General features: G+C 69.5%; 18 protein-coding genes. 8 read left to right on the forward strand and 10 right to left on the reverse strand.

The features are described from left to right. Positions 1 to 122: 122 nt before the first annotated feature. Entirely contained in the window at positions 123 to 1,001 is an 879-nt protein-coding gene (locus ACFU5M_RS32075; RefSeq protein WP_379054924.1) for a helix-turn-helix transcriptional regulator, read from the forward strand. 24 nt (positions 1,002 to 1,025) lie between these two features. On the opposite strand, the gene ACFU5M_RS32080 is transcribed toward ACFU5M_RS32075, so the two are convergent. Beyond that, positions 1,026 to 1,934: a DMT family transporter gene (locus ACFU5M_RS32080; protein WP_379054925.1), complete on the reverse strand. Its 909-nt coding sequence runs from the start codon at positions 1,932 to 1,934 to the stop codon at positions 1,026 to 1,028. A 210-nt stretch (positions 1,935 to 2,144) separates the two neighbouring features. Between ACFU5M_RS32080 and ACFU5M_RS32085 the strand changes: the two genes are divergently transcribed. Next, positions 2,145 to 2,540 (forward strand): hypothetical protein, encoded by a 396-nt coding sequence (locus ACFU5M_RS32085; RefSeq protein WP_379054927.1) that lies wholly within the window; start codon positions 2,145 to 2,147, stop codon positions 2,538 to 2,540. Positions 2,541 to 2,622: 82 nt separating this feature from the next. Next, positions 2,623 to 3,528 (forward strand): universal stress protein, encoded by a 906-nt coding sequence (locus ACFU5M_RS32090; RefSeq protein ID WP_379054929.1) that lies wholly within the window; start codon positions 2,623 to 2,625, stop codon positions 3,526 to 3,528. A gap of 3 nt (positions 3,529 to 3,531) precedes the next feature. Here ACFU5M_RS32090 and ACFU5M_RS32095 read toward each other — a convergent pair whose 3' ends face one another. Further along, positions 3,532 to 3,987, reverse strand: coding sequence for a hypothetical protein (locus ACFU5M_RS32095; RefSeq protein ID WP_379054931.1), 456 nt, complete (start codon positions 3,985 to 3,987; stop codon positions 3,532 to 3,534). 153 nt (positions 3,988 to 4,140) lie between these two features. Between ACFU5M_RS32095 and ACFU5M_RS32100 the strand changes: the two genes are divergently transcribed. After that, positions 4,141 to 5,103 (forward strand): GlxA family transcriptional regulator, encoded by a 963-nt coding sequence (locus tag ACFU5M_RS32100; protein ID WP_379054933.1) that lies wholly within the window; start codon positions 4,141 to 4,143, stop codon positions 5,101 to 5,103. Between the two features lie 117 nt (positions 5,104 to 5,220). Then, on the forward strand, positions 5,221 to 5,835 hold the full coding sequence (locus ACFU5M_RS32105; RefSeq protein ID WP_379054935.1) for a dihydrofolate reductase family protein: 615 nt from the start codon (positions 5,221 to 5,223) through the stop codon (positions 5,833 to 5,835). A gap of 42 nt (positions 5,836 to 5,877) precedes the next feature. Here the strand turns inward: ACFU5M_RS32105 and ACFU5M_RS32110 are convergent, their stop codons facing one another. Continuing rightward, the gene (locus ACFU5M_RS32110; protein ID WP_379054937.1) at positions 5,878 to 6,807 is read right to left on the reverse strand and encodes a hypothetical protein; all 930 of its coding nucleotides are present in this window, start codon (positions 6,805 to 6,807) and stop codon (positions 5,878 to 5,880) included. 62 nt (positions 6,808 to 6,869) lie between these two features. Continuing rightward, entirely contained in the window at positions 6,870 to 7,274 is a 405-nt protein-coding gene (locus tag ACFU5M_RS32115; protein WP_379054939.1) for an ester cyclase, read from the reverse strand. On the opposite strand from ACFU5M_RS32115, the gene ACFU5M_RS32120 reads away from it, so the two are divergent. After that, the gene (locus ACFU5M_RS32120; protein ID WP_379054941.1) at positions 7,261 to 7,752 is read left to right on the forward strand and encodes a DJ-1/PfpI family protein; all 492 of its coding nucleotides are present in this window, start codon (positions 7,261 to 7,263) and stop codon (positions 7,750 to 7,752) included. The genes ACFU5M_RS32115 and ACFU5M_RS32120 overlap by 14 nt on opposite strands. Here ACFU5M_RS32120 and ACFU5M_RS32125 read toward each other — a convergent pair. From ACFU5M_RS32125 to ACFU5M_RS32135, 3 genes are all read right to left on the reverse strand, one after another. Then, complete coding sequence (locus tag ACFU5M_RS32125; protein ID WP_379054943.1) at positions 7,733 to 8,281, reverse strand: thioredoxin family protein; 549 nt, start codon at positions 8,279 to 8,281, stop codon at positions 7,733 to 7,735. The genes ACFU5M_RS32120 and ACFU5M_RS32125 overlap by 20 nt on opposite strands. Positions 8,282 to 8,365: 84 nt before the next feature. After that, complete coding sequence (locus ACFU5M_RS32130; RefSeq protein ID WP_379054945.1) at positions 8,366 to 9,325, reverse strand: threonine/serine dehydratase; 960 nt, start codon at positions 9,323 to 9,325, stop codon at positions 8,366 to 8,368. 28 nt (positions 9,326 to 9,353) lie between these two features. Then, positions 9,354 to 10,748: a bifunctional lysylphosphatidylglycerol flippase/synthetase MprF gene (locus ACFU5M_RS32135; RefSeq protein WP_379054947.1), complete on the reverse strand. Its 1,395-nt coding sequence runs from the start codon at positions 10,746 to 10,748 to the stop codon at positions 9,354 to 9,356. Between the two features lie 972 nt (positions 10,749 to 11,720). Here ACFU5M_RS32135 and ACFU5M_RS32140 point away from each other — a divergent pair. Then, entirely contained in the window at positions 11,721 to 12,077 is a 357-nt protein-coding gene (locus ACFU5M_RS32140; RefSeq protein ID WP_379054949.1) for a hypothetical protein, read from the forward strand. Positions 12,078 to 12,090: 13 nt separating this feature from the next. Here ACFU5M_RS32140 and ACFU5M_RS32145 read toward each other — a convergent pair whose 3' ends face one another. Next, entirely contained in the window at positions 12,091 to 12,327 is a 237-nt protein-coding gene (locus ACFU5M_RS32145) for a hypothetical protein (RefSeq protein WP_379054951.1), read from the reverse strand. On the opposite strand from ACFU5M_RS32145, the gene ACFU5M_RS32150 reads away from it, so the two are divergent. Continuing rightward, a complete protein-coding gene (locus ACFU5M_RS32150) occupies positions 12,326 to 13,030 on the forward strand; it encodes a helix-turn-helix domain-containing protein (RefSeq protein ID WP_379054953.1) in 705 nt (234 codons plus the stop codon). The two genes, ACFU5M_RS32145 and ACFU5M_RS32150, sit on opposite strands and share 2 nt — an antisense overlap. Before the next feature lie 5 nt (positions 13,031 to 13,035). On the opposite strand, the gene ACFU5M_RS32155 is transcribed toward ACFU5M_RS32150, so the two are convergent. Next, a complete protein-coding gene (locus ACFU5M_RS32155) occupies positions 13,036 to 13,440 on the reverse strand; it encodes a VOC family protein (RefSeq protein WP_379054955.1) in 405 nt (134 codons plus the stop codon). Positions 13,441 to 13,494: 54 nt separating this feature from the next. Next, complete coding sequence (locus tag ACFU5M_RS32160; RefSeq protein WP_379054957.1) at positions 13,495 to 13,908, reverse strand: arsenate reductase ArsC; 414 nt, start codon at positions 13,906 to 13,908, stop codon at positions 13,495 to 13,497. Positions 13,909 to 14,352: the final 444 nt, after the last annotated feature.

Genomic DNA, 14,352 nt, shown 5'->3' on the forward strand with positions numbered 1-14,352 from the left:
GCCGGTGAGGTTGTTCGTCATGTCCACAACGTTGCCCCGTCGCGCACCCGCCTGACAGGCTGCGGTCTTCCTGGGAGTCGCGGGGCCACCCAGGCCTGCGTCGGCTCACCTAGGCTCGGATCATGAGCTCCGACAATCGACTGGGCGCTTTCCTTCGTGCGCGCCGTGAGCTGGTCCGGCCGGAGGATTTCGGGATGTCCGGTGGCGGTCAGCGGCGGGTCGCCGGACTGCGCCGGGAGGAGATCGCGCTGCTCGCGGGGGTGAGCGCCGACTATTACGTGCGGCTGGAGCAGGGGCGCGACCGGCATCCTTCCGAACAGGTCATCGCCGCGCTGGCGCGGGTATTCGCGCTGGACGAGGAGGGCACGGCGCATTTGCGGGCGCTGGCGCGGCCGACGGTCGAGCGATCGCGGGCGCCGCGACGGCCCGAACGGGTGGCGCCGGGGTTACTGCGCCTGATGGGCGCGTGGCCGCATACGCCCGCGGTGGTGCTCGGCAGATACCTCGACGTCCTGGCGGCGAATCCGTTGGCGGCGGCCGTCAACTCGTGTTCTGTCCCCGGGGTCAACCAAGTGCGCATGGTCTTCCTCGATCCCGAGGCGCGCGATCTCTACGGTGACTGGCCGACCATCGCGGCCGATACCGTCGCCAGCCTGCGGGCGACCGCGGGCGCGGACCTGGACGATCCGCGATTGACCGGGCTGGTCGGGGAGCTGTCGCTGAAGAGCGAGGAGTTCCGGCAGCTGTGGGCGCGCCACGACGTGCGGGTGAAGACCGCGGGTGTGAAGCACTTCCGCAACCCCATGGTCGGGGACCTCACGTTGTCGTACGAGACGTTCGGCGTCAATGGCGCGCCGGGCCAGATACTCATCGCCTACCATGCGGAACCGGGATCGCCCTCGGAGCGATCTCTGGCCCTGCTCGGCAGTTTGGTCGCGGAGAACGCGGAGGCGACCGATGCCGAGCACCGTGACGCAGGTGCGTCTCGGCAGAAGCGCTGAGCGAGTCCGGGCCCGATCGCCGGTTCAATCCTTCGCTTCGGTCCGTGTCGCACCCGCCGACGCCGCGACCACACACGCGACGCCGGCCCACTGCCCGAGATTCATGACCTGACCGAGGACGACCAATCCCGCGATCGCCGCGACCGCCGGCTCCAGGCTCATCAGCACACCGAATACGCGGGGTGGAATCCGTCGCAGCGCTTCCAGTTCCACCGAATACGGCAGCACCGACGACAGCATCGCCACCGCGAATCCCGCGGCGAGCACGGCGGGCTGCAACAGCGCGGCGCCCGCATCGACCACGCCGACCGGCAGCATCACCAAGCCGCCGAACGCCATGGCGAGCGCCAGTCCGCCCCCGCCGCTGGTCTGTTCGCCGAGCGCGGCGCTGAGCAAGATGTAACCCGCCCAGCACGCCGCCGCGGCCAGCGCGAACATCACCCCGACCCAGTTCACGTCTCCGTCCGCCCGGGTCAGCAGCAGCACCCCGGCCCCGGCGAGCACCGCCCACAGCGGGTCGATCCAGCGCCGCGACCCGGCCAGCGCCACGGTCAGTGGTCCGAGGAATTCGATGGTCACCGCCATGCCGAGGGGAATCCGGTCGATCGCCTCGTAGAACGACAGGTTCATCAGCGCGAGCACCGCCCCGTATCCGAGCACGACCGGCAGCGCACCACGCCCCACCCGCAGTGACGAACGCCAGATCACCAGCAGGACGATTCCGGCGAAGACCAGCCGCAGCGTGACCGCCCCGGCCGGGCCGGTCGCCGCGAACAGTTGCGTGGCCACCGCCGCACCCACCTGCACGCTGACGATGCCCGCCAGCACCAGCGCCGTGGGCGGTACGCCACCGAGCCCCTGAGCGGCGATCGAGCGCCGGACCGAACCCGGCCTCGTCCCACGCACCACCCGCTCGAAGTCGATCGCTACCACCTCGCACCTCCGTCGCTTTCGGGAAGACCCTCGGACACACAACCACGAGGGGATGACACGACCATCGGGCGGCGTGTGCCGGTGCGAGCCGAATTCGGCGGTTCGCGCCCCGTCGAAGCCCCACGGGAGTGAGGATCTAGTAATCGCGCCGGTGCGCGCGGCCGGCGTCCGTTCGACGAAGAGCGACTCACGACCGATAGGACCACCCGAATGCGAAGACGAATCGGTGCGACAGCGGCGGCGATCGGTGCGATCGCGGCGGTCACGATGGGCGGCCCCTCGGCTGGGGCCACGGTGACCCAGGTCGGGATGTACCCCGGTATCAATTTCGGTTCGGTGACGAACTACGGGACGGGCTGCACCTATACCGCGCGAGCCACCGTGACCGACATCGTCGCACCGGTGGTGTTCTACGACAACGGCGTTCCGTTCGGCGTGGTCCGGCCTTCCGGCGGCGTCGCGCTGATCGACTGGGTGCCCGCCACGCAGGGACCGCACACCATCAGTGCCGTGCAGGAGCCGTACGCGCCGTACGTCGCGAGTATCGACCTCCCGGTCGGCGAAGGCGTCCACCTGGGCTATGCGTGCGTCGTCCGCGGCGGTTGACGGCGACGTCCGCGGGTCCGCCGCACCATGATGCGGAATCGGCGGTCCGGGCTCGATCTTTTCGGCGGGAAAGGAAATGAGCATGCGAAGCAACGGGCCGATCGTGGTCGGTGTGGATGGGTCCGCCGGATCGGCGGCGGCGGTCGCGTGGGGGGCGCAAGCCGCCGCGCAGCATCGGGCGCCGTTGCGGCTGGCCCACGTGGTGGATCCGGTCGCCGATTACGGGCCCGGTGTCACCGAGCCGCTCACCAGCACCGACTACGCCCGATTGGAGGGGCACGGTCGCTGGGTGCTGGACACCGCGGCCGAGGAGGCGCGCATCGCGGTCCGGGCCCTGCACGACATCCAGATCAGCACCGAGCTGGTGCACGAGCCGGTCGGCCCGGCGCTGCTGGACCGCACCGGCGGAGCGCGGATGATGGTGGTCGGCACCCGCGAGCGCGGGACCGTGCAGCGCGCTCTGCTGGGATCGGTCAGCGCGGCGCTGGCGCGACGGGCGCGCTGCCCGGTGGTCGTGGTCCGAGAGGGCGCGCCGCTCACCGCGCAAGCCCGCGAGAAGCTGATCGTCGTCGGGGTGGACGGCACCGAGATCAGCGAGCCCGCCATCGAAGCGGCGCTGCACGAGGCCTCGGCGCGAGGTGTGCCACTGCTGGCCCTGCATGTGTGGACCGGCGTCGAACTGCCATCGGTGAGCGCCGAACTCGCGGTGGATGTCGAAAAGCAGATCGTGCTGGCGGAAAGCCTTGCCGGGTGGCAGGAGCGCTTTCCCGATGTCGAGATCCGCCGCGAGATCGTGACCGACCGGCCCGAACGCTGTCTGCTGGAACGCTCCGAGCAGGCCCAGCTGCTCGTGGTCGGCAGCCGCGGTCGAGGCGGGTTCGCCAGCATGCTGTTCGGTTCGACCAGTCAGGCGCTGCTGCTGTCGGTGGCGTGCCCGATCATGATCGTTCGCGACGTCTCGATGGCGGTCCGCTACCTGCCCGACTGAGCGTCACGCCCCGGTCGTCGAGCCCGGCCGCACGATCATCAGGATGGTGACCACCGTCCACAGCAGATTGAACACTCCGGTGTCCATGGCGAGACGGCGGATCAGCGCCGGCGTGGCCCCGGTGAGGTCGGCGAGGATCTTCTGCTGCCCGGGCAGCACGAGCAGTGCGAGCACGCCCGCCGCGGCCGCGGTCAAGCCGATCGACACCACCAGCCAGGTGTCACCGAGCACTCCGAGGCTGAGCGCGGTGAGCGCGCCGAAGACCGGTACGACCACGCCGAGCAGGGCATAGACGCGGCAGATGCGATACAGCGTGCCGAGGACGGCGGGGTCGTGCCCGGTCGCGGTGGCGGCGAGGGCGCGGCGGGTGGTTGCGGGAAACATGCTGGCCGCCACCGTCACCGGGCCGACGGCGATGATCACGGCGAGCACGTGGACCGAGAGCAGGAACTTCGTCACGGCGGTCGACACTAGCCAGGTTGGCGGGCGGGCGAAATTGGCGAAAGCGCCACATACCGCTCAATTCTCGCCAACGGCAATCAAATGCGGATATGTGGAGAGACCCAGGTAACAGGCGTTGGCTGGAATTGACCGGCGTTCTAAACTATTGCCATGCACACCGTGGTCGTACTCGCCCTGGACCAGGTGATCGCGTTCGATCTGGCCACGCCGGTGGAAGTGTTCGGGCGTACTTGTCTCCCCGATGGCAGGCCCGCCTATCGCGTGCTGGTCTGCGCGGGCACCCCGACGGTCGACGCCGGGCCGTTCACTCTGCGAGCCCCGCGCGGGCTCGACGCGCTGGCCGAAGCCGACACGATCGTGCTGCCCGGCTGCGCCGACCCGGCCGTTCCGGTGCCGGACGAGGTGATCGACGGGCTGCGCCGGGCCGCGGCGGCGGGCACTCGTCTCGCTTCGATCTGTTCGGGCGCCTTCATCCTGGCGGCGACCGGATTGCTGGACGGCCACCGCGCGACCACGCACTGGCTCGCCGCCGCGGAACTCGCGGCCCGCTACCCGGACATCGACGTGGACCCCGACGTGCTGTACGTGGACAACGGCTCGCTGCTCACCTCGGCAGGCGCCGCGGCCGGAATCGATCTGTGCCTGCACATGATCCGCCGGGACTACGGCTCGGCGGTCGCGGCCGACGCGGCCAGGAAGTCGGTCGTCCCGCTGGAGCGGGAAGGGGGACAGGCGCAGTTCATTGTGCACGATCAGCCGCCGACGCCGCGCGGCTCGGCGCTGGAGCCGGTGCTGCGGTGGATCCAAGACAACTCCGCGCGGGATCTTTCCCTGGACGACATCGCGGCCCAGGCCGGGATGAGCACTCGCACGCTGAATCGGCGGTTTCGCGAGCACACCGGGACCACCCCTTTGCAGTGGCTGCTGCGCGCGCGGATCCGGCAGGCCCAGCATCTGCTCGAAGCCACCAGCCACCCGGTCGACCGGATCGCGGGCCAGGTCGGTTTCAGGTCGCCCACCGCGTTCCGCGACCGCTTCAAGCGAGTGGTCGGGACGAGTCCGCACAGCTACCGCGCGGCATTTCACGGCTCCCCCGCGAACCTGCTCGGCTGACCCGGGGTCGTACCGGATCGGACACGACGACGACGGCGGCCGCGCCGACCGATGAGTTCTGGCACGTCGTCCCGTCGGATCAAGCGACATCGCGACATCGATCCAGGAGCAACGCACATGAGGAAAATCACCGCCGGTCTGTTCATCGCTCTCGACGGCGTCATCGAGGACCCGCAGGACTGGCACTTCCCGTACTTCGACGACGCCATGGGCGCGGCGGTCGACGCCCAGCTCGGCGCCGCGGACACCCTGTTGCTCGGCCGCAAGACCTACGACAGCTTCGCGGGCGCGTGGCCGGAGCGCGAAGCGGCGGGCGGTTCGGACGCCGCGTTCGCGAAGAAATTGGGTGACGCGCGCAAGATCGTGGTGACCCGGCAGGATCTCGACTTCACCTGGCGCAACTCCGAAGTGATCGACGGTGACCTGATCGAAGCGGTGACGGCGCTGAAGAACTCGCGGGGCGGCGACATCGGCATGAGCGGCTCGGTCTCGGTCGTCCGTCAGCTGCTGGCCGCCGGTCTGCTGGACGAGTTGCACTTGCTGGTGCACCCGATCGCGGTCGGGAAGGGCGAGCGCCTGTTCCAGGACGGCGCGGCCACGATGGCGCTGCGCCTGCTGTCCTCGGAGACCTTCGCTACCGGCGTGCTGCATCTGGTCTACACCCGAGAAGAGGCCGCGACCACCGGGTCCTACGATGACGCGAAAGCTCATCTGTCGCAGAGTGTTCGGTAGGCGTTCGGCCGCCACGGGTATCGGCGGCCATGGTGAGAACCGCTAGTGTCCGAGCGCTTTCGCGACGATGCCCCCGGTAACCGCCTTGACGAGATAGCCGGTCGAGTCGTGCGGCGACGCGCCGTTGTCGAAATGTTGTTCGGTGACCGGGATGACGGCGCTGCCGGGGTGCGGCGGAAAAAACGGGGTGAGGTCGAGGTGCGCCGCCACGAGGTCGTCCTCGTCGACCAAATTGTGCCAATCCGTCACCGATTTCGGCACGGTGCTCGGCTGGGGGCGCAGCCGGTCGTACACGACCGAGCGCAGTCCGAGCGGCGAGCCCATGGTCAGCAGGGTCACCGGATGGCCGGTGCGGTGCAGCGCCTCGTAGGCCACCACGCTGCCCAGGGAGTGCGCGATGACCAGGCGGGTGTCGGGCCCGACCTGATCGAGCACCTGCTGCTGGGCATACTCCCGCACGTCGTCGTCGGTGAAATACCGGGCGACCTGGGACAGGGCGCTGATGACGAACTTCTGCGCCAGCCCGAAACCGAAGGGCGCGAACCAGCGCAACCGCATCAGCGCGTTGAGCGCGGGCCGCAGTCTCGCTTGCGCTCCCTGCGCCACCGCATCCGGCGGAGGGGGAGTGCCGAGGCGACGAGCCGTCGCCCGATCGCGCTCATCGCCCGCGTGCGCGGCGGCCGTCGCCAGCCACTCGGCCGCGAGCTGTTCCATCAGGTCGAGTTGGGCGTCGTCGAGTTCGGTCCCCGTGCCCTGGGCGCCCTCGACCAGGAACCGACTGCCGTAGAAGGCCATGCGGGTCGACAAGTCGCCGGGCGAGCCGTTGCGCCACAAACGGTCCGCCAATTCCGGGGCGCCGTGGTTGCGGACGCCTCCCGCGAGTCCGGGCAACCAGCGTGCCTCCAGCGTGTCGGCCGATTCCTGTTCCTGCGCGATGCCGTGTACAAGGACGATCGTCGCCAACGTCCCCACCCCTTTCGATCCCCGGTGTCGCCGAACAGTGTCCCTCATCGCGGCCTGCTCGGCAGCATGGGTCATCCGTCGCGGCGCCGCCTGCGAATCGCATTGCCGAGTGGCGCAATGGAATTGGCGAGTCCGAACAGCGCGCGCTCGGCGATCGGGTGTTGCGGGGGCAGGACCGCGAGCCGGCGGGCGAGTTCGAGCCCGTTGATGATCGCGGTGTTCGATTCGATCAGCCCCTCCCCTACGACGAACACGTCGGTGCCCAGAAGTTCGAGCGGTCTCCCGTTCGGCGCCAGACCGATCAACGGCACGGTGCCGTCGAACCGGCCGCGCATGCGCCAGTGCACCACGGCGCGTTCGTCCTGCGCGGTGATCGAGAGGATCTCTACCATCAGGTCCGGGACCGCGGCGTGCACATCGCGGAAGAACGTCACGATCTCGTCCGGAGCGCGCAGCTCGGCGATGCCGACGAACACGTCTACTGCACCGGGCCTCTGCACGGGTTCGCTGGTGCTGGCCGCGGCCGGGCTGCTGGATGGACGGCCCGCCACGACCCCTTGGCTGGCGCAGCCGGTATTGCGCGCACTCGGAGCCGACGCTCATCCGGACGAACGGGTCGTGCGGGACGGAAGAATCGCCACCGCCGCAGGGGTCTCCGCGGGCATCGATCTGGCGCTGTGGCTGGTCGGGGACGTCTTCGGTGCCGAGCAGGCGCAAACCGCCCAATTGATCATCGAGTACGACCCGCAACCTCCGTACGACGCCGGTCACGTCGGCAAAGCATCACGCGCCGTGCGGCTGGCCGCCACCGCCCAGCAGGCGCGGACCATGATGGAACCGGCCAACTTCGGAGGATTCGCCAGGTTGTCGGCAGCCGTGCCGCAGCTGGCCTGGCGCCGTGCGATCGGTCGCATGCGCGAACGCGGAAAGGTGCTCAGGCGTCCCGCCACTTGATCGAGCAACCCATGCTCGGCCGGTGCGGTTCGGGGGCGGGCCCGCCTGCCAGCACGGCTTCGACGGCCGTGCGCAAGTCGTCGCCGGTCAGCGGTTTGCCGTTGCCGGGCGTCGATTCGTCGAAGGCGCCGCGGTAGGCCAGCCGGAGGTTCGCGTCGTAGAGGAAGAAGTCTGGGGTGCACGCGGCGCGGAAGGCCCGGCCCACGTGCTGTTCCTCGTCGACGAGATAGGGGAAGGTCCAGCCCGCGCGGATCGCTTGGTCGCGCAGGCGCAGCGGTGCGTCGTCCGGGTAGGCGGACGCGTCGTTGGTGCAGATCGCCACGGTCGGCATGGACGGCAGGGAATCGACGAGTTCGCCGAGCGCCGCCTCGATGTGCTTGACGTAGGGGCAGTGGTTACACGCGAAGACGACCAGCAGTCCGGGGCCGTCCGCGAAATCGTCCCGGGAGTAGATCCGCTGGTCGAGGTCGGGAAGGGAGAAGTCGGGTAGCGGTGTGCCGATGGGGGCCATGTGTGAGGTATGCGCCATGGTGTGCCTTCCGTCGGGATCGCAGAGGACAGCGGGAGCCTAACCCCGTGTCGTCCGATTCGTCGGAAATACGCCGATGAACCGTCAGTCGGCGTGGCGGCCGTCCGAGCCGGCCAGATCAGCCGGATCGGTGTTCGCTCCGCACAGCACCACGCACACCCGTTGGCCTGGGCGCGGCCGGAAGGCGGGCTCGTCGCCGAGGACCGCCGCCAGGGCGGTCGCCGCACCGTGTTCGACGGCGATGCGGCGCTCCGCCCACAACCCGCGGCGCGCCGCGACGATCGCGGCATCCTCCACCAGCACCGACGCCACGTCGTAGTGCCGTGCGGCCGTCAGCGCGAGTTCCGAGGCCCGCCGTGCGCCGAGCGAGTCGGCGGCGATCGAGTCGACCTCCACGTCGACGACCTGTCCGGCCGCGATCGCGGCATGCAGCGCGCGGCAACGGGCGGGCTCCACGGCGACGGTCCGGACACCGTAGTGAGCGGCGGCCGTGGCCACGCCCGAGAACAACCCGCCGCCGCCGACGGCGACCACCACGGCCCCGAGATCCGGGATCCGCTCGCGGATCTCTGTCATGAGCGTGCCCGCCCCCGCTGCGATGAGCGGGTGGTCGTAGGCATGGGAGAGCAAGGCGCCGGTGGCGTCGGCGAATTCGATACTGGCCGCCAGCGCGTGGGCGTATTGCGTCCCCACCAGGCGGACGTCGGCGCCATAGGAGGCGAGCCGGTCCACTTTGACCCGCGGGGCGGTGCTCGGCAGGAACACCGTGGCGGGAATCCCCTGACTGCGGGCCGCCCACGCACAGGCGAGCCCGGCGTTGCCGCCCGAAGCGATCGTCACGCCCACCTGTGGGAGCGTGCCGTTCTCGCGGTGCGCGAGCAGAAAGTTCAGCGCACCGCGGGCCTTGAAGCTCCCGGTGTGCTGAAGGAACTCCAGGGCCAGCCACAGTTCGCCCGTATGGTCGGCCTGCGCCACCGCTACCGGCCTGACCAGCCCGCGCACCCGTTCGGCGGCGGCCTTCACGTCGCTGTGGGTCAGTTCCATAGAACTCCTCGGTACCGTGGCGGGCCGCTCAGTACTCGCGGCGGTGCGGGGCGAACTCCAGGGTGAGCAGGGCAGCGCCGGCGATCAGCACTTCGCGCCAGCGAATCAGGACGTAGCGCTGCTCCGACAGCGCGTGGAACTTCCGCAGGAAGCGGTAGAGCGATTCCAGTCGGATCAGTGGATCGGCCAGGTGCGCGAGCACATAGAGCAGTGTGGCCGTGCGTGACTTCTCCTTCTCGGCGTACAGCTCCGGGAAGGGGGCGAAGGCGAGCGAAATCCGGCGGACGTCGTGCGCCGCGGCGTAGTCGACCAAGTCGACGATCATGCGTTCGTCGAGGCCGTTGGGCGCGTCCTTGCGCCGCCACGGGACATCCAGGCTCAGTTCCCGCCCGCGCTCGGAAATGCCGTAGCGCTGGAACCCCACGGGCTTGCCATCCGCGTCGTTGGCGATGACCACCAGCATGTTCGGATTCCGCCCGTCGAGCAGGTGGTCCAGGATCATCGAGAATCCGCGGGTCTGCCTGCCCCGCCGCCATTCGTCGACGATGGCCAGCAACTCCTCGCGCCGCGCTCGGGTGAGGGCGGACTCGTACACCACTTCGGTGGTGACGCCGAAATTCCTGGTGCGGCTCACGGCTTGGCGCAGGTTGCGGAACTTGCGTCCGACGAGGTTGAACTCGTCCACGTCGAGCACCACGTCGCGGCCGATCGGCACCGCGTGCAGCCCGCGATGCTCCAGGGCCCACACCTGCCACAGATCGGCCATTCCCGGGCTCGCGCCCAGCACGGCGACGCGCCAGCCATGGTTGACCGCGAAGTCGGAGAACGCGGCGACCAGTTCGGGGAAGGCCGCGCGATCACCGATCGGGTCACCCGCGACGACGGCGATGCCGAAGCGAGTGCGATAGCCGATCGCGGCGGTCGACGAGGCGTTGAAGAAGTAGGCCTTGGACGAGTGGAGGGCGAAGGGCGCCAGCGGGTCGCCCACGGTGCGGCCGACCAGTTCGGCCACCCGGTACACCTCGTCGGGCTGCGGTTTACCGGCGCCGGGCAGCACCAGGACGAACCCGGTGGCGGCCAGCAGGACGAATCCGGCGTCGGCATGCTCGGCACGGTAGGCGAGATGCGCGACGGCGAGCACCAGCACCGCGGCGGTGACGTGCGCAAGCGTGATCGGCCTGCGCAGGTGCAGCCCGCGCGCGACGAACACCCCGGACAGGGCGAGCGCGACGAACCAGCCGTGATCAACACCCTCCGGCGAGGTCTTGTTGGCCTCGTAGGCCAGGACCACCGCGATCAGCAGCGCCACCGTGATCAGGGCGGCGCGCGTGCCGGGCGTGGTGGTGAAGGCGGCTGCCCGATAGCCGCCGAACGTGGCGACGCGCAGCGTGCGCGAGCTGGAGGCGCCCTGACCGTCAGCCACGATCGGGCTCCGCCGTGCCCTCGCGCTCCGTTACCCACGACAGTTCCGTCATGGTGGCCCTCCACATGATCGCCTACCGAACACACTATGCGGCCCCACTGGCCGAGGGGAAATGCCTTTTCGAAACCAGCCGGTAGGCGGCACGAACCAAGGCATGACACAAGATCAACGGAGCCCCACGGGAAACATCGGACGAATCTCGTTCTATTCCTTCGCGGTCGGAAGTGACCGGCCGGCAGCGCGAACGGTCCGTCGGTAGGCGTCGACGTGGGAAGCGGCCGTGTCGCCCAGGACGCGGCCGTGCTGCGCGCCGGAGAAAGATTTCGGACGTGGAACGAACCCCGCGATGTCGAGGACGGCTTCGAATTCTCGCGATCCGATCGCGTGGCATGGCCGCGCCCTGGTCGGCATGGGTGTGGAACAGTTCCGCTGGAGATGTTCGTCGCGTGGTGACGCGGGTGGTGGAGCCGCTGCGACGATCCGAACGCCGCGGCGATCCGGCCGCCGAAGGTCGTCGCAGTCCGCGGTGCGAGCGGTCCGCCCACGCGGTCGCCGATCACGGCCGGTGGTCCGCGCGGGACGGGCCTCGAACCTGTCCCGTCGGCTGCGCGCCGATTGCCCGACCGTCGTCAGAGGATCGCCAGAGAAATCGACAATTCAACCCTAATTCTTTCCGTAGGGGGTGATTTCGGACAATTGCGGTTCAATTGCCAATTCACCGGCGTGTATCCGAGATTTTCCTCTTGCCCGTTGTCATGCTCAGTGCCTGGCTGATCCGAACCAACCGCCTGGCGAGTGGGCGCGACGAGAGGGCCGACTGTGAAACAAAGCTGGATGGCGATTGCCGCGCTGGTTGCCGCCGCCGTGGCCGGGTGTTCCGACGACACCTCGGCGAGTGAGGCGGCGACTTCGACGAGTGCCGCGGCCGCCCCGAGCGCTCCGGCGACGACTACCGGCGCACTCGACGAGGAAGTGGCGGACGGTGGTATCCGTATTTTGCTGGGAGAAGCGAAGAAAGTCCCGGTGCCCGCCGATGTGGTGCTCGATATTCGGGCTCCCATCACTTGGGGCCAGGCTGCCAACGGCATTCGCTGCACGGTGACCGACAGTTCGGGGCGGAATGAAGATCTGCGCTCGTCGGACGCGAAGAAGACCGAGACGTTCGGCGGGACGGAATGGGTGACGGTCTGGACCTTCTCCTCCGTGCCGAACACCGACGTCACCGTGGGCTGCCGGGATCCGGAATCGAAGATCGCCGCGGACCATCGTGAGCCGTACCTGCGCGTCGTGCCGCGCGTGATCGTCCCGATCGCTGCGCCGCAGCGCTGATTCCGCCGCCTGCTCAGGCGGCGCGCACGGCGACCGGCCGGTAGACCCGGGATGCCGAGGTCTGCGGAGTCAGCCGGGTCAGCTGGTAGCGCATCCAGATGTGGCCGCCCGTGGCCGGAAGCAGCATGGCACTGCTCGCCCGCACCGAACGCTGTGCCCGCAGCGCCGTCGGCCGCAGTGCTTGTCGTAGCTGTGAAAGGCGGTTCGCCGCCCGTCCGTGGTCGGTGGTCCGGAGTAGCGTCGGTGCCATGAACGATGCCGGCTACCGCGAGCGGCCGTCACGGTACGAGGGCGCCGTGCTGTGGATCAAGATCGTCGACCGTGGCGGTCCCGTGCTGCCGGTGCTGCCCGACGGCTGCATGGATCTGATCTGGATGGACGGCAGGCTGATGGTCGCCGGGCCGGATACCCGCGCCCATCGCCCTCGTGGAACCGCGGGTGACCGGTACGTCGGCGTCCGGTTCTTTCCGGGTACCGCGCCCGCGTTGCTGGGGGTCCCGGCGCGTGAGTTGCGCGATCAGCGGGTCGAACTGGGCCAGTTGTGGCCGTCCGCGGTGGTCCGGTCGCTGATGGGCCGGATCGAAGGCGCCGGTGACCCGGCGGTGGCGCTCGAAGAAATCGTGCTGCGGCGTGCGGCCGGCGCCGAACCGGCCGATCCGTTGCCGCGGTGGGTGGTCGGCGCGCTGGCGGCCGGTCGGCCGGTGGCGGCGGTCGCCGGCGCGGCGGGGTTGGGTGAGCGTACTTTGCACCGGCGCTGCCTGGACGCATTCGGCTACGGCCCCAAGACTTTGACCAGGGTGCTGCGCATGCAGCGCGCGCTGGCCTCGGCACGCGGCGGGGTGCCGCTCGCCGAGACCGCGGCACTGGCCGGGTTCGCCGATCAAGCCCATCTGTCCCGCGAGGTGCGCGCGCTGGCGGGAATTCCGATGGGGGAGTTGCTCGCCCGGTCCTAGGGCAGCTACTCGGCGCCGGGCGGCAGCGCGGCGTACAGGTCGACGCCGTTGCCGTCGGGGTCGAGCAGCGCCGCGTAGCGCTGTCCCCAGAAGGCGTCCCACGGCTTCAGTTCGCCGTGATACCCCGCGTCGACGAGTTCGGCGTACACGGCGTCGACCTCCGCGGGATCGGCGCAGCGGAAGGCGATTCCGACGCGGCCCCCTGGAGCGGGCGGTCTCCACCCGGTGTGGAACGACTCGATGACAGCTTCGGTGTCCAGCGTGAGCCGCATGCCGTTGGGCAGGGCCGCCTCGGCATGCCCTTCCTGCTCGGAGCCTTCCGGGAAGGCGAGCCCGAGGCGGCGATAGAAGGCCACCGAGGCGGCCATATCACTGACGACGATGCCGATGACGTCGAGTTGTGGTGTCATACCGGCAGCGTAGGCAGCGGCGTGCGGGCGCGTCTTGAACGAATCGGACAGCCCCTAGCGTGCGGGCGCGGGGACCAGTTCGGCGATCAGGTTCTCCACCAGGATGCGGATGTGGTCGCGGATGGTGCGCACCACATCGAGAGTCTGGTCCGCAGGGTCCGGCAGCATCCAGTCGCGGTAGCTGATGCCGGGGAAGAACGGGCAGGCGTCGCCCGCGCCCATGGTGACCACGACGTCGGAGATGCCGATCGCGTCCATCGTGAGCGGCTTGGGGGCGCGGCCGGAGATGTCGATGCCGATTTCGGCCATGGCGTCCACCACCGTGGCGTTCAGGGCCTCGGCCGGCGCGCTGCCCGCCGATCGCACGTCGAACCGGTCACCCGCGAGGGCGGTGAGGAATCCGGCAGCCATTTGCGAGCGGCCCGCGTTGTGCTCGCAGACGAACAGCACACTGGGCTTGTGGGACATGAGAACGCCTTTCGATGTGCAAGGTGGAGCATAAGTGTGCTGGCCGTGCGGCCGCGGTGAGCCGAAACGCTTTCGTAGCGTACGAGATACGTATACCAGCGCGCCGTGAAGTGTTACGGCGCGACGTGCTCTCGCGTGCGCGCGCGTACGGCGACCGCAGGTCAGAGGCTCGAATCCGTTACCGCGCAGCTTTTGCGGCGGTGGTGGCCGTCCGAGTGCGGGAGTGGACTGGACGGTAGTGCAACAAGGCCGTGCCGCTGGATGTCGCCGGAAACCGCGCCTCCGCGAACGGCATGGTCGCAGCGGTCGTCGGACGGCGGATTCCGTCACGCGGTGCGGCTCCCGCGGGACATCACGCGTTCGGCACCGTTCGGTGGAAGGGCTCGACGCGACGTCGCATCGCGAAAGACCGGTTCCGCGTTCGCGCCGCCAACGCCCGTACCC

Source organism: Nocardia sp. NPDC057455, assembly GCF_042802775.1.
Taxonomy (GTDB): domain Bacteria; phylum Actinomycetota; class Actinomycetes; order Mycobacteriales; family Mycobacteriaceae; genus Nocardia.